At 44.7% G+C, this 19,860-nt stretch carries 10 protein-coding genes and 2 pseudogenes; 3 read left to right on the top strand and 9 right to left on the bottom strand.

The window, feature by feature from the left end:
• Positions 1-81: 81 nt before the first annotated feature.
• The 4 genes and pseudogenes from Cop2CBH44_RS01270 to Cop2CBH44_RS01255 all read right to left on the bottom strand — a co-directional run.
• Positions 82-1,404 (bottom strand): sigma-54-dependent transcriptional regulator, encoded by a 1,323-nt coding sequence (locus tag Cop2CBH44_RS01270; protein ID WP_004291471.1) that lies wholly within the window; start codon positions 1,402-1,404, stop codon positions 82-84.
• Positions 1,397-3,715 (bottom strand): hybrid sensor histidine kinase/response regulator, encoded by a 2,319-nt coding sequence (locus tag Cop2CBH44_RS01265; protein ID WP_004291467.1) that lies wholly within the window; start codon positions 3,713-3,715, stop codon positions 1,397-1,399. Before Cop2CBH44_RS01265 ends, Cop2CBH44_RS01270 begins: the two co-directional genes overlap by 8 nt.
• On the bottom strand, positions 3,715-5,640 hold the full coding sequence (gene tet(Q), locus Cop2CBH44_RS01260) for a tetracycline resistance ribosomal protection protein Tet(Q) (protein WP_004291466.1): 1,926 nt from the start codon (positions 5,638-5,640) through the stop codon (positions 3,715-3,717). Before tet(Q) ends, Cop2CBH44_RS01265 begins: the two co-directional genes overlap by 1 nt.
• Before the next feature lie 657 nt (positions 5,641-6,297).
• A pseudogene (locus Cop2CBH44_RS01255) lies at positions 6,298-8,442 on the bottom strand (helicase-related protein); the annotation flags it as partial.
• Between the two features lie 146 nt (positions 8,443-8,588).
• Here Cop2CBH44_RS01255 and Cop2CBH44_RS01250 point away from each other — a divergent pair.
• From Cop2CBH44_RS01250 to Cop2CBH44_RS01240, 3 genes are read left to right on the top strand one after another with little or no spacing between them, the layout of a single operon-like run.
• Positions 8,589-9,800, top strand: coding sequence for a tyrosine-type recombinase/integrase (locus Cop2CBH44_RS01250; RefSeq protein ID WP_015532694.1), 1,212 nt, complete (start codon positions 8,589-8,591; stop codon positions 9,798-9,800).
• Positions 9,797-10,744, top strand: a complete 948-nt coding sequence (locus Cop2CBH44_RS01245; protein ID WP_015532695.1) for a tyrosine-type recombinase/integrase — start codon at positions 9,797-9,799, stop codon at positions 10,742-10,744. Before Cop2CBH44_RS01250 ends, Cop2CBH44_RS01245 begins: the two co-directional genes overlap by 4 nt.
• The gene (locus Cop2CBH44_RS01240) at positions 10,728-11,783 is read left to right on the top strand and encodes a tyrosine-type recombinase/integrase (RefSeq protein ID WP_015532696.1); all 1,056 of its coding nucleotides are present in this window, start codon (positions 10,728-10,730) and stop codon (positions 11,781-11,783) included. The genes Cop2CBH44_RS01245 and Cop2CBH44_RS01240 overlap by 17 nt, the downstream gene beginning before the upstream one ends.
• A gap of 111 nt (positions 11,784-11,894) precedes the next feature.
• Here Cop2CBH44_RS01240 and Cop2CBH44_RS01235 read toward each other — a convergent pair whose 3' ends face one another.
• The 5 genes and pseudogenes from Cop2CBH44_RS01235 to Cop2CBH44_RS01215 form a co-directional block, all read right to left on the bottom strand.
• Positions 11,895-12,416: a toll/interleukin-1 receptor domain-containing protein gene (locus Cop2CBH44_RS01235; RefSeq protein WP_009017581.1), complete on the bottom strand. Its 522-nt coding sequence runs from the start codon at positions 12,414-12,416 to the stop codon at positions 11,895-11,897.
• Between the two features lie 15 nt (positions 12,417-12,431).
• Positions 12,432-13,028, bottom strand: a complete 597-nt coding sequence (locus tag Cop2CBH44_RS01230) for a TIR domain-containing protein (protein ID WP_008655066.1) — start codon at positions 13,026-13,028, stop codon at positions 12,432-12,434.
• Positions 13,029-13,036: 8 nt separating this feature from the next.
• Positions 13,037-15,004 (bottom strand): TIR domain-containing protein, encoded by a 1,968-nt coding sequence (locus tag Cop2CBH44_RS01225; RefSeq protein ID WP_015532697.1) that lies wholly within the window; start codon positions 15,002-15,004, stop codon positions 13,037-13,039.
• 670 nt (positions 15,005-15,674) lie between these two features.
• Positions 15,675-19,382 (bottom strand): annotated as a pseudogene (locus Cop2CBH44_RS01220) (N-6 DNA methylase); the annotation flags it as partial.
• Positions 19,372-19,824 carry a DUF1896 domain-containing protein gene (locus Cop2CBH44_RS01215; protein ID WP_004304266.1) on the bottom strand — a complete coding sequence of 151 codons (453 nt, stop codon included), beginning with the start codon at positions 19,822-19,824 and terminating at the stop codon, positions 19,372-19,374. The gene Cop2CBH44_RS01215 and the pseudogene Cop2CBH44_RS01220, both read right to left, overlap by 11 nt.
• Between the last annotated feature and the right edge of the window lie 36 nt (positions 19,825-19,860).

Genomic DNA, 19,860 nt, shown 5'->3' with positions numbered 1-19,860 from the left:
ATGTTGGCGGCGAAAAGCTCCTGCCAATCGCCGTTTTTCTCAAATGTTATGCAAAGATAGCCAAATTCAGTGAATTACGGGCTATGATTGCTTGAATTTATATTTAAGTCCATACTCTTCAAGTTTGCTGTATAGTGTTGTCCTGCCTATGCCGAGCAGTTCTGCGGCGACACTCCGGTTGCCGTTTGCCTGTTTCAACGCACGCAATATCCGCTCCTTATCCTCCGCGTCATTGCGCAAGGCGAAGCTGACAGTAGAGGTCGGTTTCGTCACGGCAAGTTCCAGATGCTCTTTCATGACAACACCTTCCTGCGCCTGCAATACAGCACCCATAACTTTCTGCCGAAGTTCCCGCACGTTGCCCGGCCATGCGTGTGTCAGCAACGCTTTACGTGCTTCGGAACTGAACCCGCTCACGCTACACTCCAGCTCTCTGTTTGCCATATCACGGAAGAACTCTGCCAGCGGCATAATGTCTTCTTGACAGTCACGCAACGGAGGAACGGTTATCCCGAAGTCGTGCAGGCGGTACAGAAGATCCTGCCGAAAACGCTTTTCATTCACCGATACCTCCAAATCTTCATTGGTAGCAGCGATGATGCGGACATTGAAATTCCGGTCTGCCTTGTCTCCGACCGGGCGATACCGCCTCTCCTGTATGGCACGGAGCAACATCTGTTGGGTTTCCAACGCGAGGTTTCCTACCTCGTCCAGAAACAACGTGCCGCCTTCCGCCTCATGGAAATATCCTTTCTTGGCATTGTCCGCACCTGTAAATGCACCTTTGACGTGTCCGAAGAAAGCCGACGGTGCAAGCTCTTTGGAGAGTGAACCGCAGTCCACCGCCACAAATGGCTTGCCTGCACGTTTGCTCTTGTCATGCAACAGGTGGGCAATATGCTCCTTGCCCGTGCCGTTCTCACCAAATATCATCACGCTCATATCGGTGGCGGCTACCAGCCTTATGCGGTGCATGATTTTCTGAAAGGCGGAACCTTCACGGGCGAATATAGGCATACGGCGTTGTCCTGCCTGACGTTCTTTCAGTATGGAACGGATCAGGGGGACAAGTTTATCCTCCACAAGCTGTTTGGGAATATAGTCTATCGAGCCGAGTTTCATGCTTTCCACGGCGGTATTAACTTCGGCGTAGTCGGTCATAATGATGAAGGGCTGCATCTTTCCCTCCTTTCGCATCCAGCACAAAAGGTCTATGCCACTGCCGTCAGGCAGACGCAGGTCGGCAACCACGATATCATTATCTGTTGCCTGTTGCAGATGTTTCTTCGCGGTTGAGAGGTGGTAAGCCTTCATATTGCGGTAGCCCTCCCGTGACAGCATATTGCAGACATATTCGCAATACACGATGTTGTCTTCCACCACAATTATTTTTGTCTTATTCATCTTCGTATTTTCTCCTTTCCTCTTCTGCCAACCGTATTATTTCCACTCCCTTATCCAGCACGGCAGTCACGGCATGGCTTAACGCTTCACCATCCGGGAGAGCATCGCCACGAAGCAATCCGTAAAGTACATTCAGCGGTTGGTCGGCACGGAGCACCTCCCACGAACTGCGCAGGTGGTGGATCAGGGAATCCAGCTTTTGCAGGTCTTTTTCTTTTGCTGCATCCCGTACCGCCTGCATTTCCTTTTCTGTTTCAGTTATCAACTTTTCCAGCATGACGGCTTCATTGCCATAGGACAATAAGGCGGAAAAGTCCGGTTTCCCGTCCGGTGTCGCTTTTATGGCACACCTGTCGGAAACCTCCATCAGTTCCGATATGGAGAACGGTTTGAACAGGCATCCGGCAAAGCCTTTTGCCAATAGTTCCCCTTTGTTACAACTGCCCGAAGCGGTTGCCACAACCACCGGGATTGTTGGTGAATTGCCCACGTTGGACGAACGCAACAGTTCCAGCAATTCGAAACCGTTTATATCGGGCATATTCAAGTCTGTCAGCAACAGGCTGTATTCTTTCTGGCGTATCATTTCCATCAGTGCCGCAGCATCGGTGCAAGTGTCGCAGTGTATTCCTTCTTGGGAATACATCTCTTTCAGCATCAGAAGTAATACCTCATCATTGTCAATGGCGACAACATCATGGAATTTATTGTTATGATAAACAGGTGTATTGCTTGTATATCCAAGCTGTTCTTCAGCTTCCTGCATAGAAATTTCAACTGTGAAACGACTGCCTTTCCCTTTCTTGCTGTCTAAACGGATTGTTCCGCCAAGCATCGACACAATATTACGCATTATGGCAAGCCCAAGCCCGAAACCCTCCTTTGCGGCGGCATTTGATAGACGTTCAAACGCACCGAACGCTTGTTTCTGTTCCTCTTCTGTCATGCCTGTACCTGTATCTTCAACGACCAGTGTCAGAACTCCATTATCATATTCAGTAATCAAAGAAACACCGCCTTCTTCTGTGAACTTGACAGCGTTTGACAGCAGGTTATTCCCGATTTGTATTATTCGCTCTTTGTCGGTCAATACAATGGCATCGTGTCCAGTCTTCACGGACAAGGACAGCCCTTTGTTCACGGCAACAGGCATGAACTCCGTTTCAAGTGTGTGCGTGATTGCTGAAATCCGGCAGGGTGACAGACGGGGCTGTTCCTTGCCGTTGTCCAGGCGGAAGAAGTCAAGCAAAGTGTTAAGCATATCCCGCATACGGTCGGAGGATTGCAGTATGTTTTGGATATACTGCCCGGACTTATCCTCACACTGTTCTTTCCGTATCAGTCCGGCATAGCCTGTTATTGCTGTCAGCGGTGTGCGCAGTTCATGGGTGATAGTATGTACCGCCTTCTTCCTTGACGTTATCAGTGCCTCGTTCCGTTGTACGGATTGTTCCAGTTGCCTTATCAAATCAGTTGTCTTGTGCTTGTATTGTTTAATGCTTTTTGCATCACGATGTATGATGATGTAGGAAATTAACAACAATAGAAGAACGAATCCCATTAAACCGCCTACTTGCATAAATGACTTTTCACGCATGGCAACTATTTCGTTTTCCCGGCTTTGCAGTTCGGTTTGTACCTTTTCTTCTATTTGGCAAATCAATTCTTGCAGTTGTCTGTTAAGTTCTGCATTACGAGCTGCAAGGCTGTCGGCTTGTTCCGACAATTGGCGATCCTGCACTTTCTGTTCGCTGATTACGTTTCTATTGACCGAATGAAGGATAGTGGTTGATACTGCTGGAGTTACTTCCTTTTTTTTGCCGAATATGCCTAAGAAACCTTTTCGTTTTGGCTTTTTGGACTGTTCCTGCACACTTTTCTGTACAATAACCGGAATTTGATTGGCTATCTTCTTGTTAATAGATTGTTGTTCATCCATTAACCGGACTATCTGGAACATCTGTCGTTCCTTATCCTCTAAAAGACTGCGCACACTATCGATGCGCTCTGCTGGATAGGTGGCCTTGAAACGGCAGAGCATACTGTCCATTGCCATACGCCGTGCATGGTAATGCTCGATATCTTTATCGTTCCATTCCAGTATTGTTTCACCCAATAGAGAAAATTTTATCATTTGAATATTGATATTGTTTATTTCTTTTCGGAGCTCGTCTATTTTTTTATTGCCAAGTTCTAATGCTTCTATCTCCTGCCATTCATAGAGGCTATTATATGCCATACATCCGATAAGAATGGAGATAAGTATATATCCCAACCGTATTGCCTTATAGAAATTTCCTGACCGCTCCATTATTTTAATGACATTGATTTTTGGAACATGAATAAAAGTTTATCTTTTTCGTTCATGCGGATATTATCAGAATAACCGTCTTTTGTTATTTGATACCCACATGGCTTAACCATAAAAATGCCTAAGCCCTTAGTGTACGAACTTACTTCTGAGGCATAGTCTTTACTTGTATTTAATGGAACTTTCCCTTTAATATGACACCACTCATTATTACAACTGATGTCTTCAATCTCAGACATCAGTTTTTGCAAATCTGTAATAGCTTTGGAACTCGCTACTTGGGGTATCTGCAACTCAAAACAGAGCATCGGTTCGAGAATGTCCACACCTGACTGTTGCAAAGCCAGCCTGAAGACATAAGGGGTCAGCTGTCTGAAATCAGCAGGTGTACTTACCGGGCTATAATACTCGGCTTGAGTAAAAGTTACTTTCAGATCTGTCACTTCCCATCCATGTAAACCAGATTGGCAAGACATACGAATCCCTTCAAAAACGGCATTTTGAAAAGAATGGTTCAGATAACCATAGGAGATGTCACTTTCGATTTGCAACCCTGCCCCTAACGGTAAGGGTTCAAGAGTCAGCCCTATTGTGGCCCAGTAAGGGTTGGGTGGTACTTCGATCTGAATAATCTTATTGACCTTTTTTATAGGTCGTTCTTTGTAGATAGTCTTGATCTCATCAAAATGGACCTTTACGGAAAATCGTTCTTCCAGCAATGTCTGTATGATTTCCTTTTGGGTCAAACCATATAACGAGATTTCCAATTCATCACTATATGAGTTTATGGAAAAGGACAAAGACGGGTCTTCAATCCACAATGTATTCAGAGCGGATATCACCTTGCTTCTCTCTTCGGGCTTATTTGGCCGGACGGAGGATTTGAGAGCGGGATGCTGATGAGATAATCCTTGAATCAAACAAGGTTTAGCACCTAAATAATCTCCGATTCGAAAATCTTCTATATCTTCTACAATCGCGATATCATTGGCACCCACTTCATCAACATTTATCTCTCTGCCCTGATAAATAGTCTTTAGATTTTTAATCTTGATGAATTTTTCCGAATCGTTGATTCTTACAACGTCTCGAAGTCTCAGACTTCCGTCAATTATTTTAAGAAAACTTCTTTTATGCCCTTTGGGGTCATGCTCTATCTTATAGAGATAAGCTGAAAGTCTGTTTGAGACTGATGCCGGAGGAAGTATAAAAGAAGAAATGGCGTCCAACAACTCATTGATACCGATATTGAACATTGCTGATCCATGTAGCACCGGATAGACTTTGGCTTTTGCCACAAGAGCGATTATCGTATTCCAATAATCAGCCGGTGAAATTTCGCTATCCGCCAAATATCGTTCTAATATATCGTCGTCATGGTTGCATACAAATTCTTTGTATTCTTCCTTTATATATGTTTGGGAGCAAACCGGATAAACCGATCCATCGACAACAGTTTGCATAAACAGGACATCTTGCGACAGATTTGTTTTTATATCCATATACAAACGCTCCAAATTCACACCGGCACGGTCAATCTTATTGATAAATATAATTGTCGGGATTTGCAGCTTTTGTAAAGTACTGAACAGCAACTTTGTCTGCGCTTGTATGCCTTCCTTTGCGGATAAGATGAGGACTGCTCCATCAAGCATTTTGAATGTCCGCTCCACTTCCGCAATAAAATCCATGTGTCCCGGAGTGTCAATGATATTGCATTTCACTCCATTCCAGATAATAGATGTCGTAGAAGCCCGGACAGTAATTCCTCTACGTTTCTCTATATCCATAGAGTCCGTTATGGTGTCACCATTATCCACACGGCCGCACTTTTCCGTTGCTCCACTGGCAAACAGCAGATTCTCGGTTACGGAAGTTTTTCCTGCATCAATGTGAGCAAGAATTCCTAAATTTATAATATTCATTTGGATTAAGCAATAATATACTACAGTAGATGCATTGTCGAAACGCACCTTTTAATACCTCCTCGTAGCATATGAGAACTACAGGATTACTAACTCGTATTAATATGTATATTATTACTGCCGCATAACGATTACAAAATTACACAAAAAAATATATCTAACAAAAGTGGGAGGATTTTTTAACTTTTTACCATAGACATTTTATTAGGGAAGCGTAGGTTCAACTGGCAAGTACAAATAAGTAGAAATGTTTGAACAACACCGTTTTAGGAAGTTGAAAAATCAAGTTTCTCTCTCGGTATAGCGTTTATTTTGGCCAATATCTTCTTTAGTTTAGCATTTGTGTATTTCCCATTCGTGTTCTATTTAGCTCCTTATTATGAGTATGTAGCAAGTTACTTATCAAATTCAGCCTCTTTGAGGGTCAAATATGGTTTTGCAAATGGTGACTGACAAGACATAAACAAGGTCAGCAGGAATTTTTTACATAAATGGACATGAATGTATATAACCTAAAATAAGAATAAATTTTAATAAGGGCTGCCCAAAAAGAAAAAAATGCAGTTGCCATCCTATAGATACTTGCAGAAAGGATAAAATTTACTTTTAGACCTTTTGGGATAGCCCTTATTAATACTTCAGATAAAATTCCTTAGGTTATATTTTCAATCCTTTGGACCGGGTTTCCTCCTTGGCATACAGTCCCGGACGCCCGATTATGACATGGTTGGCAACGATACTATCCGCCGGACTGCGTATCTGCGGCGGTGCATTTTCGGGATATTGCGCCTGCCTGTTCCTCACATCTTCCGCTTCCGGCTTGAGCTGTTGCCCTTCATTCTCCTTTTCTGCGACTTCGGGCGTGGGTGGCGCAAGCTCCAGCTGAATTTTTCGGTCAAGGGCGGCAAGTTCGGACTTCAACTGCTTCAGCTCGTCCTCCTTCTTCCACACCTTACCCGCTATCTCCTGTAACTGCGGTATCTCCATCTCCAGCACCTCGTTCTTCGCCTTGTACTGGTCGATGATGGAGGGTATCCTCTCCATCGCGTTGAGGAAGTTGCGGGCGGCGGCCAACGGGTCAGCCATCGCCAGATGCCCGTTGTTGTAGGTGTACTTGTAGTTCCCCTCGACCACGAAGCGGTTGTCGGTGAACTCCAATCCCTCTTTGAGTATCCTTTCGCTCACCACCTTTATCGGAAAACCGTAAAGTTCACCGACCTGCGTGTACAACCCTCCGGTCGTGGCATTCTTGGCTATCTCCTGCAAACGCTTTCCGATGACCTTCTCATCGGCGGAATCCACTCCGTCCACCTTTATTATATTAAGGCGGTTGCCCTCCTTGTCGGTCTGCACCACCGACAGGAAGCGGTTCCAGTCCTCCGTCATGGCATCTATGAAAGCCGTGTTGTTGCGCAACTCGCCGGTCTTTGACTCCAGCTTGAACTCCGAATCACGCTTGCCCTTGTTGAACGACTTGCGTTCCCCTTCGAGCGATGCGATCCGCTTTTCCAGTTTCGCCTTGTCCAACAGGTCGGTATTGCCGGAGAGCAACGCCATGTATTCCGAGAAATTCATGCCCGATTTTTCGTCCATTGCCCCCTCGTCGATGGTACGCGCACCCATCGCACCGCTTTTGAGCTGGCTTATGAAAGTCTGCTTGCAGTGCAGGAGGTTGAACTTGTAGCTGTCCAGTGACTTCTCCACCGCGTAGATGATTACATCCACGTTGTTCCCGGCGAAATGTTTGGCAATCTCATTACCTGCCCTAACTCCGCGTCCGTCACGCTGTTGCAAGTCGGACGGTCGCCACGGCGTATCGAGATGATGGATAGCCACACACCGTTTCTGGGCGTTCACACCCGTTCCGAGCATAGAGGTAGAGCCGAACAGCACACGCACCGTCCCGGCGTTCATGGCGTCTATCACCGCCTTCCGCGCCTTGTCGGTCTTGCACTCCTGAATGAAGCGCACCTCGCTTGGCGGTATACCGTAGTCCTCCGTCAGTTTGCGCTTGATTTCCGAATAGACGTTCCACCCGTCGCCCGGCTGGTATGTCCCCAAATCAGAGAAAACGAACTGCGTGCCTTTCTGGGCGTCGTATTTTTGATAATACTCCGCGATCATCTTGGCACAGTGACTCGCTTTGTTGTCGGGATGATCTTCGTAATTCGGGTCTATCATGCGCATGTCGAGTGCCATTTTCCGGGCATAGTCCGTGGCGATGAGCATCTTCGCCTTTTCTTCCGTTTCCGAAAGCGGCAGCCTGCCCAACAAGGTGGCATCGCCCGTCTTGGCGAACTGCATCAGTTTCTGTATGAAGTCCTCCTGTTCCGGCGTGGGCGGTATATGGTGCAGTATCTCGTTCTTGGCAGGACGGTCAACGCCCACATCCTCCGCCGTGCGGTAGTCCGTGATTTCATTATAGAAGGCGGCAAGCTCCGGCACTTTGATGAAGTAGCGGAAACGCTCCTTCTGGACCACATTGTTCGTCACGTTAAATTCAAAATCCGTCGTCTTCTTGGCAAATATCGCCGCCCAAGCGTCGAAACACCTTATGTCCTGCCGTTCCAGCTCCTTCGGGCGCAGGTACTTGAACAGCAGGTACAATTCAGTCAGTGAGTTGCTGATAGTCGTGCCGGAGAGGAAGGTCGCACCCAAGTCTTTTCCTGTGCGCTCCTGTATGGTGCGTATGGCAAAGAGCATGTTAAGTGCCTTCTGGCTTCCCTCGCTGTTTCCCAATCCCGCCACACGGTCGTGGCGCGTGTTGAAAGTCAGATTCTTGAACTGGTGACTCAAATCCAAAATTTCGGATTTATCGCATTATCAGAACTTTTAGGAATTTCCGATAAAATTATTCAATTGTTTAACAATCATTTGTTTTGAGTCTTAATCAGTTCTGATTATATTCCGTCTATAATTGTAGAATAACATTCAAACAAGATGCGATTATGGACATATTTAATCTGAATGAAAAAGTCAAAGGGCTTGTTTCTTATTTACAAGACACAGGTTATTCAGCCATGTACATAGACTATGTGAAGAAAATGGCTGAGTGGTTATCGGGCAATTCCGAACATTACAAATGGAAGAGTCTCGCCGATGTTGAACCGACACTAAAAGAATTGTGGTCCAACAAGTATACTTGCAGAAACAAGGTACGCCTGTTACGTGTAATCTGCCAATATATCGAGAATGGATTATTACCCGACGGATGCAAACACTACATCAAACCTCACCATTACGAATTGCTTGGCGAAGAATACAGGAATGTAACGGACATGGCTTTCAACGTGGTAGACAGGCGTTGCAAATTTTCAACAAACGTGAAGTATGCGCTATCTTCGTTCTTCTTCCGGTTACAGGAAATGGGTGTGTATTCATTCGAATCAATAACAGAGGATGCGGTGTTGGAAGTGTTTTCCAAAGACGAAAAACAGAAGATGGGCCATTCGCTCAAATATTCGGTGGAGTATGGGCTGAAAGCCTGTTTGCCTTACTATGGCAAATCCGTTGAACGTATAATCGCATATCTGCCGGCCATACCCAACATGCGTAAGAACATTCAATACCTTACAGAGCAAGAACTGACGGCCATCAGGCATACCTTGGAGCACGACGGCACAATATCCCTGCAGGACAAAGCCATCATAACCTTGGCCATGTACACGGGATTGCGTGGGTGTGACATCTCAGCTCTCACGCTTGAGAACTTCGATTGGGAACACGACCTTATAAAAATCACACAGGCAAAAACGGGACAGCCCCTTACATTGCCGCTTCGCGCCGTAGTCGGGAATGCTGTCTTTGATTACCTGCTCAAAGAGCGTCCCCAATGCCCGGAACCATATGTTTTTCTCACAGTACACGTGCCACACAGAAGACTCCACACAAGCAATCTTGATGCCATATGCTCAAAAGTCATGTACAAAGCAGGAATAAGGCAAGGTGAAAATGAAAGAAAGAGCATGCACCTGTTTCGCCACCATGTAGCGACATCCCTGTTGCAGGGCGGTGTGCAACAGCCTGTTATAAGTGCCACCCTTGGCCATTCGTCCCCAAGCTCTCTCGACCGCTATCTCAGTGCGGAATTCAAACACCTGAAAGAGTGTTCGCTAAGCATCGAGGGATTCCCGGTTGGAAAGGAGGTGTTTGGCAGATGAAAACGACTTCATTCCTTTCCAACGCGATAGAAGGATACGTAAAATACCGCAAGGCTTCCGGGCGTGACAGCCACAGCTATATCAAGAACGTAATACTATTTGACCATTTTTGTGCGAGGGAATATCCCGGACAGATCGAACTATCCCAAGAAATCGTGGACAGATGGTGCAGGCAACGTCCATCTGAATGCACAAACTCTTGCGTGTCACGTGTATATCCTATTCTGGACTTCATCAAATACATGAACAAACGTGGAATGACAAAAATAGCCCTGCCAAAAGTGCCAAGGTCTGTGCCAAGAACTTATACGCCGCATCCTTTCACATATGATGAATTGAAACGCTTCTTCAATGCTTGCGACAACACAAAGCCAAGACGTGGCCGTCTCGCCACAATCCAACGCATGACACTGCCAGTATTCTTTCGCTTATTGTACAGTTCTGGGATGAGGACAACCGAAGCCATCCTGCTGGAACGTGATGATGTAAACCTTGAAAATGGCGTAATTTCCATCAAGCGAAGTAAAGGGCATGACCAACATTATGTCGTTCTCCATAATACAATGTTGGCTCTAATGCGTACTTACGACGAGAATATATCTAGGTTAGTACCGCACCGCAAAGTGTTCTTTCCGACACCGGATGACAAGTCTCACCCTTCTGTTTGGGTTACGTATCATTTTCGGGTGTTGTGGCAAAGTTGCAATTCATCCTACGCTATCCCATATGAGCTAAGACACAACTATGCCATAGAAAACATAAACAGCTGGACACACCAAGGATTTACCATCCATGACAAGTTGTTGGCTTTAAGCAAGAGCATGGGACACCGGCAAATAGAGAGCACGCTGGCTTATTATTCCTTGACCCCAGCGATTTCTGATATAATGGAATATACAGAGAATCAATTATTAAAATTAAAGACAGATGAAAAAGAAGATTAATCCGCAAGCAATGCAGATAGCTGATTATCTGCATGACTGGCTCGAACACTATGTCCCTTCAATCAAGGCATGCAGTCCTCACACAAAGAGAAATTATAAGATCTCCGTGAAACTCTATGTAGAATTCCTCAGAGTCATAAAAGGCACTACACCAGAAACATTAAGCGCAGAATGTTTCTGTATGGAATATATAATGGAGTGGATCATTTGGTTAAAGGAAAATAGGGGTTGCAGTCCAGCAACATGTAATGTAAGATTGTCAGCTTTGCGTGTTTTTCTGAAATATTTGTCGTTTAGAGATATATCCTATATGTCTGTTTTCTTACAAGCGGAAAATGTTCCAAATGAGAAAAACTCTAAAAGAAAGGTCATCGGGCTCAGTAAACAGGCTGTTGATGTATTGTTGTCCATGCCTAATCAAGGGAGTACTATAGGCTTTCGTGATTACACTCTGATGCTTCTCTTATATTCCACCGCTGTGCGCATCAACGAGCTTCTGACTCTGAAAATTAGCAATATTGTTATAGACTGTGTAAAACCTCACATAATAGTCATTGGCAAAGGAAGAAAGAAACGTCCGATTCCTCTTTTGGCCAAGCCAGCACAATGCTTGAAAAGGTATCTTATCAAATACCATCCGAAACAGAATGATGCAAATGCATTACTTTTCTGTTCTAAGAGCAAAGGCATATATGTCCCGATGTCCGCTGAAAACGTGAACAAGATGCTGAAAAAATATGCCACAATGGCTCATGAAAGGTGCCAAGATGTTCCTATGGATTTACATGCCCATCAATTTAGGCATGCCAAAGCTTCACACTGGCTTGAAAACGGGATGAACATAGCCCAAATCTCATACTTACTTGGGCATGAAAGTATTCAAACCACAATGGTATATCTTGATATAACCACAAAACAAGAAGAAAAAGCTTTGGAAACCCTTGAAGGCGAAAATCAAAAGAAAATGAGAAAAAAGTGGAAGACAGAGGAAGGAAAAGCAAATCTTGAAATACTTTTAGGACTTACAAAAACAAATTGAGTAGGAGAAATTTTACTTCTTCGTTTTCCTCTTACCCGATTAAGATATACAAGTACTGTTTGGTATATTATATAAACTTCCAGCAAGGTATTATACCTGCTGGAAGTTATGTTACAGTTCCCAATTAAGAACAGAGTCTAAAGGATGCTGAGATTGATATGCGGCAAATAATTTCCTCTCATTTATAAGCGTTGATTCATCTCGTTTTAACACATTAGAAATAAAGTTATTCAACGATTTTGTACCTCTTAGAATTGGAACGATTTGAAGATACTCGGGTAAGACTGATTGTGATATTTCTTTTAATGTTAACCCTACAACAGTTGTTCTATCATATCCATATCCAACTTCCCAAGGGATCCATTTTGAATCCAATGCATTTTGGGATAAAAGACATAACATGTGCGTGCTGTTTCTGATACCTGTTTTAATTGCACTTACAACCGAGTAAGGTCTCGTTCTGTCTATTTTTGTATCATATTCATCAAAATAGACATCAATACCAGAAGTAATAAAATAGTCTGCTATTTTTTTAGCAGTGTCCGCATCTCTTTTTTGGTGACTTATGAATATACATAAACCACTTCTTTGTGCAATGGAATTTTCGGTTAAATAAAATCTATTTAATGCCATAATCTATTATTCTACTTATCCATTTTTTTTACGCATTGGCCTTGATAAATCATAAGTGCAAGTGGCACGACTATTATATGCATTATCAATCATCTGTCTCAAAATATCTGGTGTTAGCTTATCCCAATTGATTACAGATATAAAGGCATTGGGTTCGAGCAAATTATCAATGATGCGTTCCGGTAAGTATGGATAACGCCTATGATACTCTTCTCGGCTATCAATAGACATCCATTGTGTCGTCTCTGGGTAGAACGTTTTCTCACTACTATGAGCGCATGTATAATATTCGCTTTTAACAGATGGTAGTAATATCACAATAATGCCGGACTTCTTATTCACCGTACCATCGTACATACTTGAATATAACTCCCAATCAATATGCTTGCGATTTTTTGTTTCAGTTCCTACAAGTAAAATGGTTACGGTTGTATCCTTCAAATGCTCGTCGCGTATATATTCGCGTATCTTTTGGTCGTCCCAATCTTCTGGAATCTCGCCCATGTCAACAGAGCCATCAATGAATACTTTATTTTTTTCAGCCCAACTAACCAAACCTTCTTTATATTTCTGGTCATTGGCATGATGAAAACTTACAAATACTTTATGCATAATTTATATTAATAGTTAAAAGCTTTATTAATACCCTTGAGAATCAATGATATTATCTCGGGAATATTAATAGAGTTGAATAAAATTTCATTTTCATCTTTATCAAGTCCATTTCTAAGAACCTGATAATCCTTATTTTCGAATTTCTTTAGTTCATCGTAATTTATCGTTGGCAGACAACTCATTTGGCAATATTCAATTAATTTTTTATAATCCTCATTGGTTTTTGCTTCTTCAAATAGTTTTTCTGCCGTAGTTTCACCTTTCATTAGTTTCACTATTTGTGCAGAAGCTCCACCAAATCCTCCTAATAAATAAATTGGATGTTTTTTCTGTATAGCACAAATCGCCTCTTCAAATATTCCGGCCATACGCCCCTTAAAATTGACAATTTTGCCACCCAAAACGATACGTGCATTAACATTCTCTTCCATTTCTTTACGCATAATAGATAAAGAATTTGCCCAAAGAAACATTTTGCTTGGCGTAGTTGGCTCAAAGAACTTCCCCTTATCCTCCTCACCTACACCTTTGGGTATTTCTGTTTTTACTATTTCCACACGGTCGTATTTAAATTCAGCGATGTCAGATTTTGAGAGCCTATTAAATATAGGCCAAGCAAAATAATTTGTGAAATAGATTGTACTTGGATCAGACTTTTCTTTTATGCCATACTGACATGAAAGATCGCATAAAAGTTTTGTGAAACCACCAATTCTAAGATCACCTCCATACACCAATTTAGCTCCAGTAACAAGCAGATGACGAGCTATTTCAACAGATAAATCATCAAACATGGCTTTGCCGATTCCTTTAGTTAAAGCCTCCGGAGTTTCCGAAATAGAAATTGCGATTTTCTTATCCTGTATCTTATTCATATTTGAATATAACTGACTCGGAGTAACAAAACTTGTAATCTTACCATTTTTATTCAAAACCTCCAACTCTTCACGACCTAACGGTGGTTCAGGATAGAGTATTGATTTTATATTATCTTCAATATTAATTAAATTCATTAATTCCGGAGGAACAGGAAGAATAGAAGTATTTTGCAAATCGCACTTCATTACCAATTGCTCAAGATATTCTTTCTCATAATATTGGTCTAACGCAGTACGTAGAAGCAAGATAATTACGTCATCCCATTTGCCATTAAATCTAATCTTTGGCATATTACCCAAATACGGGAATGTTCGAGAAGAAACTCCATTCAATACATTTACTAATATTGAAGGTACATTATTTTTCTTACCAGAGATAGCTTCAATTCGACACCATTCTCTTTCTGAATATGTATCAGATTCTATGATAACTAATAAGGATGAAGCTATACCTGACTGAATCTGTTGGGCAAATTGATGACCATCCAAAATATCATTAACATCGAAGAAAGAATCGAGTTTAGTATCTGAACGCAAATAATCTCTTAAAGAAATTGCCGTAGATTCACCTAAATGATCTTTATCCTTTTTAGAATGGCTAATGAATAATTTTAGCTTTTGCCCAACTTTATAAGACTTTAAATAGCGTAAAATGTTATCATAAAGTCTTATTTGAAATTCATGCCAATCAGTTTCAATATTCTCATTTTTCAAACAAATAAACTGTTCTTCTTGAAGAAGTGGGTTTATGTCGAAAGCATACTTGGATAGTTTGACGGCAAATATTTTTAGTGCCCCATTGTCTTCTTTTACTAATAATTCTTTTATATACTCATCCCATATAGTATTACAATACATATTGTCATCAACCAATAATATTGCAATAGTTTTATTACTGAAGTTTATATCTATCGGGGGAATTTGATTGGCCATATCCGTTCGAAAGAACACTGGTATATCAAGCCCATCTTCAAAAGGCCTACTTGAATTACGACACAGAAGATGGTAAATTTTCTCATATGTTTCGCTACCTTTAGTATTATCCTTGTCATACAAGACATATACAGAAAGAGGTGTTTTAAAATTAGAACTCATAAAACAAAAAATAGAAGTAATTTATACTTAAGTTAGAGTTTTAAATAAATATTAAAATGTTAAGATACAGCACGTAAGTGGAATCATTCATTAATATTATGGATGGTTAAACTCATGCATTATGAAAATTCCATGCCTATCAAATACAAAGATACAATAAAAAAGGAAAATTATCTCATATTTCCGATGCAAAATATGGTTATGTTATGTAAAGTTGATTCATTAGTAGTAAATGTCATTTTTCATACAAGCTCAAAACTATATGCCAACGTAACATCTTCTAAAAAATGCCAAGTAATAAAGAATTGACAATTTGATATGCCCGGTGTTATTGGAATGGGAGTTACGCAACGGCCTGAAGAATTGGTACAGAGTTCAACAGTCAAGAATGTGGGAAACAGAATACAACCTATGTGCTTTATTGGACAAATACTAGAAACTTCCACTGAGCAGTTTCTCTTTAGAAACAGGAGGTCAAATGCAATCAGAAAAATCATTAAGATATCCAAATTTACGAAAAGGACTATTGAGCAAATACAAACATTACAGCCTTATCTCCAAATTGATACAGAATATATTCTATACCCTGCATATTACGACCGTAAAAATAATCAGAACTTATTATATAAAAAAGATGCTGAATTTCAATATATTTAGAATGTCAAACAAAAAAAATAAGAAAGTTCTGATAATGGCTCTCATCTATGAAGATGTGGTCGATGCCCATCTGCTTGAAATCCACCACGTCGTCCGTGCGTGACTTTATGGCGTGTTCCACCTTCTCCAGCTTCGCTTCAAGGTTGTGCTTGCGCTTCTCCAATCCTTTCAGCATCGCCCGCGACACGTTCTTTCCCTGCTGCCGTAGCACTTCGAGGTTTTCCTCCACCGTGTCAAGCTCTGCTTGCAGGATGCGCTGCTGCAATTCCGGCGACTGCGGTATCTTGCCGAACTGGTCGTGCGACATGATGACGCAATCGTAGTCGTTGTTCTTTATATTATTGAAGAAGCGCACACGGTTGGCGGTCGAAAAGTCCTTCTCCGAAGCGTACAGAATACGTGCGTTGGGATATGCCGCCTGATAGGTGGCTGCAATCTCCGCAACGTTGGCTTTCAGCCCGATAATCATCGGCTTGTGTGCCAAATTCAGACGCTTCATCTCATGCGCGGCGATGCACATTATCAGCGTCTTACCGGTTCCCACCTCGTGGTCGCAAATTCCGCCGCCGTTCTGTTTCAACATCCAGACGCAATCCATCTGTGAGGGATAGACGCTCTTGATACCCCGGCTTGCCAGCCCTTTCAGGTTGAGGTCGGGAAAGGTCTGATGGGAGCCGTCGTAGCGCGGGCGCACGAAACAGTTGAACTTGCGGTTATACATCGTCACAAGCCGCTCCTTGAACTGCGGCGACTGCTCTTCGAGCCATTCGGAGAAGCCGTTTCGTATCTCGTCAATCTTGGCGTTGGCGAGTTGTATTCCCTCGCTGTCGCGCATCTTGATGTCGTTGCCATGCTCGTCCTTGCCGATGGACTTCATCATGTCAGGGCAGGTGTTGTGCAGGGCGTGTTTTAGGAGGTGCATACCGTCATAGTTCCGGTAATACCCCTTCACCAGAAACTCGTCCGTGATTTTCATGGTGCGGTAGCCGCACACCACCGAAAACTCGTCCATGCTTGCGGAATAGGCGATTTTCACCTCCGTGTCGAACAGCCGGCTCATGTAGGCGGCATAGACACCCGTCGGAATCCAGCGTTCCCCGAAATTGAAGTCCAGATCCTCGAAGGCGATGCGCTGCGGCTCGGCATCTTTCAGAGCCTCCAACGCCTGCTTCACCTCCGGCATACGCTCATTTTCGGGATTGTCACCCATCCATGCCTCTATGCGTTCCGCTTTCTCTATGACATTTCCGGCGATGAAACGGTCTTTGATTTCGTAACCGGTCACGAGCGGATTGTAGTAGATGCGCCCTTGCAGGGCAGTGAGCAAATCCTCCGCCGTGCTGTCGGTTATCTCCCGCATATAGTCGAGATTGACCGTACCATATTTGTTGAGCGACGCAGACAGGGCTTCTTCGGGAGAGCCTACGTTGGCATGGCTCTCCACCGCGAAGGAAACAGGATGCTCGAAGATGTCCGCCTTGACGAACTTTCCGTTTTCCATCCGTTCCAGCGAAAGGATGTCGCGCCCGCCCGCATCCATCATCACTAACTTCACGTTCTGCTTGGCGTTGAGGTTGCCGTAGCGCATGACAAACTCATCGTAACAGGTATTCAGATGCTCTCGCCACGGAACATTTGCCTCGCGCCGGAGCGATTCATAACGGTACAGACGCTCGTAGGCGTCACGCAGCGACACATACAACAACGCCTTTTCCTTCTGGTATCCTTTCAGGTCGAGCGGCTGGAATGTCGCCCCGTATGGCGTGATGTCTTTCAGGTAGCCGATGTTATGACGCCCCCGGTCAGCCACCAGCGACCCTTCGCGCAGGTGCATCTCCGGCGTGCGGTGGTAGGCACGCGGAGAAAGGTCCACGACTTCCTCCTTCGGCTTTTCCGCTTCGATGTCGGGGAAAAGGAAAGTCCCCACCGCTTCCGATGGGGTATCTGTAACGGCAGGTGCGGCGACTGCCTCCGGCTGTGTTTCCTCCTGTCGTGGCTGCTCACGGGAAGTTTCCGGCACGGCTTTCACTTCCGTCTTTTCCGCCACTTGTTTCTCGTTATGCTGCCTTGCCAGTTCCCGAAGTTCTTTCCTACGCTCCGGCGTCAAACCCATCATCATTTCATAGAAACCGTTGATGGGAGGATTGGTATCCCAGTCCAGTGTGGCATAGATGTCGTCCGGGTCGGCAGGCTTGGCGGTGTTCTCCGCTTTCACCTCCTTATTCTCCATTGCGGGTTTTGCAGTTGGAGCTGTCGGTGTAACCGTGACTTTCGGTTTGGGCGGAGTGGACTTTGCCGTAACTGCCTTTTTCACCGTCTTTTTCTTTTTGGAGGTTTTCGGTTGGCTGACCTCTTCCGTCATCCCCCAGAGGTCAAGCAGGGTGAGCTGCACGCCTGCGGAATATTGCGGGCGCGGTTCTATCTCCGGCTTTTCATCTGCGGGTTGCGGCTTTTCTGTCGGAGTTTCCACCGTCTGCGCCGAGGATACTGTTTCCAATTTTATGGCAGGACGCTCTACTTTATTTTGAACGGCAACTTTTTCTTCCGTTCCTGCCTGCCGGATTGAACCCGAATACAAGCGCATGGCAAGCCTGTAATGGAAATCCTCGTCGAGCATACGGCGCAAATCCCCGGCGATGCCTGCTGCCTTGCCCTCGTGCAGATAAACCATAGCGGGCTTCCCGTAGGGGTCTGTGTCAAGTTTCGCCATCGTATGCACGATGCGTTCCGGGTGGTGGATGAAATAGGCGTTGTCGGTCAGGGCGGTTTTCGTGTCCGTCTGTATCACGGTCATCAGCCGCTCGTCCTGCGACATTTCCTTCTTGCTGAGGTTCTTTTGCAGGACAATCAGGTCACTGCCCACCTCCGTGCCCGCGTTGTCCGTGAACAGGTTGTTGGGCAGGCGTATCGCGGATACCAGATTGGCCTGACTGAACAGCTCGTTACGCACGGAGGTCTTGGTGCTATTCAATACCCCTTGCGAGGTGATGAACGCCACGATACCGCCGTCACGCACGGCATCCAGTCCTTTGAGAAAGAAATAGTTGTGGATGGTTTTCTGGGCGGAGCGTCTGCCGAAAGAGTCGCTCCGCTGAAACTCCGCGTCGAACACGGCAATGTCACCGAACGGAATGTTGGACACCGCCAAGTCGAAATAATTGTTGAACGGTCTTTCGATTTTCTCAAAACCGCAGGTGCGCATTTTCTGGTCGGGATAGAGATGCCTCAAGATTGTACCCGTGAGCAGATCCTTCTCGAAAGCCATCACATCCGCATTGGGGCTGTGCCGCAGCATGGAATCCACGAACACGCCGACACCTGCCGACGGTTCGAGCATACGGGCGGGGCGGACGCTGTAATCTGCCAGCACGTCCGCGATGGTGTCGGTTATCTCTTTGGGGGTGTAGAAAGCGGTCAGCACGGACGCTTTCAGCGAATCCACAAACCGCTTGTACTCTGTTTCGTCCTTGCTGTTCTCACGGATAAGCCTGTGCAGCTCCACCGTCGGGGCGAACAGTTCGAGGTCGGATTTCGCCCACCGGACGGCATCCGTCAGTTCCTTTGCAGGGTTGAGGATACATTTCAGACCGCCGAAACCGCAGTACCTTTGAAGTATGGCACGCTCTTCGGTTGTCGCTGTCCTATTTTCCCTGTCAAGGATGAATGCCGTCCGTATCGCCTCGATGTTGTCCCGCAGTTTCTGTTTGCGGTTAAACGCCATATTCGTCTAAGTAAAGGACGGTTGCTCCCGTCAGCTCCGTGTAGAGCAGGTCGTAATCGGAAGACAGGGCGAAATTGTCATCCGAGAGGTCATAGACGGAGAACACGTTGCCGACAAGCGGCAGCAGTTTCAGGACAAAGGCTTCACGCTTCTCTTCCGGCACTTCATCGGCAAACTCGTTTTCCACGACTTCGCGGAGGATGGCGTAACGGGAATAATGCAGCCCGCGCAGCAGCGTGTCCATCGCCAGTTCCTGCGCACCATCGGCGGGATAGCCTTCAAGCCGTGCCCTCTCATACGTTTCGGCGGCACGGTCGGCCCGTTCCCGTATGAAAGCGGTGTCGTCAGCCTGTTCAAACTTGTTCGTGCGGAGATAGTCCAGCAGGTACAGACCGTAATAGGAAAAGTCGGTCTGACCCTCGTTTTTCTTCTTGTTGTTCATTACTTTGGATTTAGCGGATTGATAATTAACGGGATA

It is taken from the genome of Coprobacter secundus subsp. similis, from assembly GCF_015097275.1.
GTDB lineage: Bacteria > Bacteroidota > Bacteroidia > Bacteroidales > Coprobacteraceae > Coprobacter > Coprobacter secundus.
The sequence above is the reverse complement of the archived record's forward strand: the minus strand, read 5'-3'. Positions and strand labels throughout refer to the sequence as shown.

What these genes read in the sequence shown, in the direction of transcription:
- Cop2CBH44_RS01270 (WP_004291471.1), bottom strand. Translation starts at nt 1,404, where the DNA reads ATGAATAAGACAAAAATAATTGTGGTGGAAGACAACATCGTGTATTGC.
- Cop2CBH44_RS01265 (WP_004291467.1), bottom strand. Translation starts at nt 3,715, where the DNA reads ATGGAGCGGTCAGGAAATTTCTATAAGGCAATACGGTTGGGATATATA.
- Cop2CBH44_RS01250 (WP_015532694.1), top strand. Translation starts at nt 8,589, where the DNA reads ATGGACATATTTAATCTGAATGAAAAAGTCAAAGGGCTTGTTTCTTAT.
- Cop2CBH44_RS01245 (WP_015532695.1), top strand. Translation starts at nt 9,797, where the DNA reads ATGAAAACGACTTCATTCCTTTCCAACGCGATAGAAGGATACGTAAAA.
- Cop2CBH44_RS01240 (WP_015532696.1), top strand. Translation starts at nt 10,728, where the DNA reads ATGAAAAAGAAGATTAATCCGCAAGCAATGCAGATAGCTGATTATCTG.
- Cop2CBH44_RS01235 (WP_009017581.1), bottom strand. Translation starts at nt 12,416, where the DNA reads ATGGCATTAAATAGATTTTATTTAACCGAAAATTCCATTGCACAAAGA.
- Cop2CBH44_RS01230 (WP_008655066.1), bottom strand. Translation starts at nt 13,028, where the DNA reads ATGCATAAAGTATTTGTAAGTTTTCATCATGCCAATGACCAGAAATAT.
- Cop2CBH44_RS01225 (WP_015532697.1), bottom strand. Translation starts at nt 15,004, where the DNA reads ATGAGTTCTAATTTTAAAACACCTCTTTCTGTATATGTCTTGTATGAC.
- Cop2CBH44_RS01215 (WP_004304266.1), bottom strand. Translation starts at nt 19,824, where the DNA reads ATGAACAACAAGAAGAAAAACGAGGGTCAGACCGACTTTTCCTATTAC.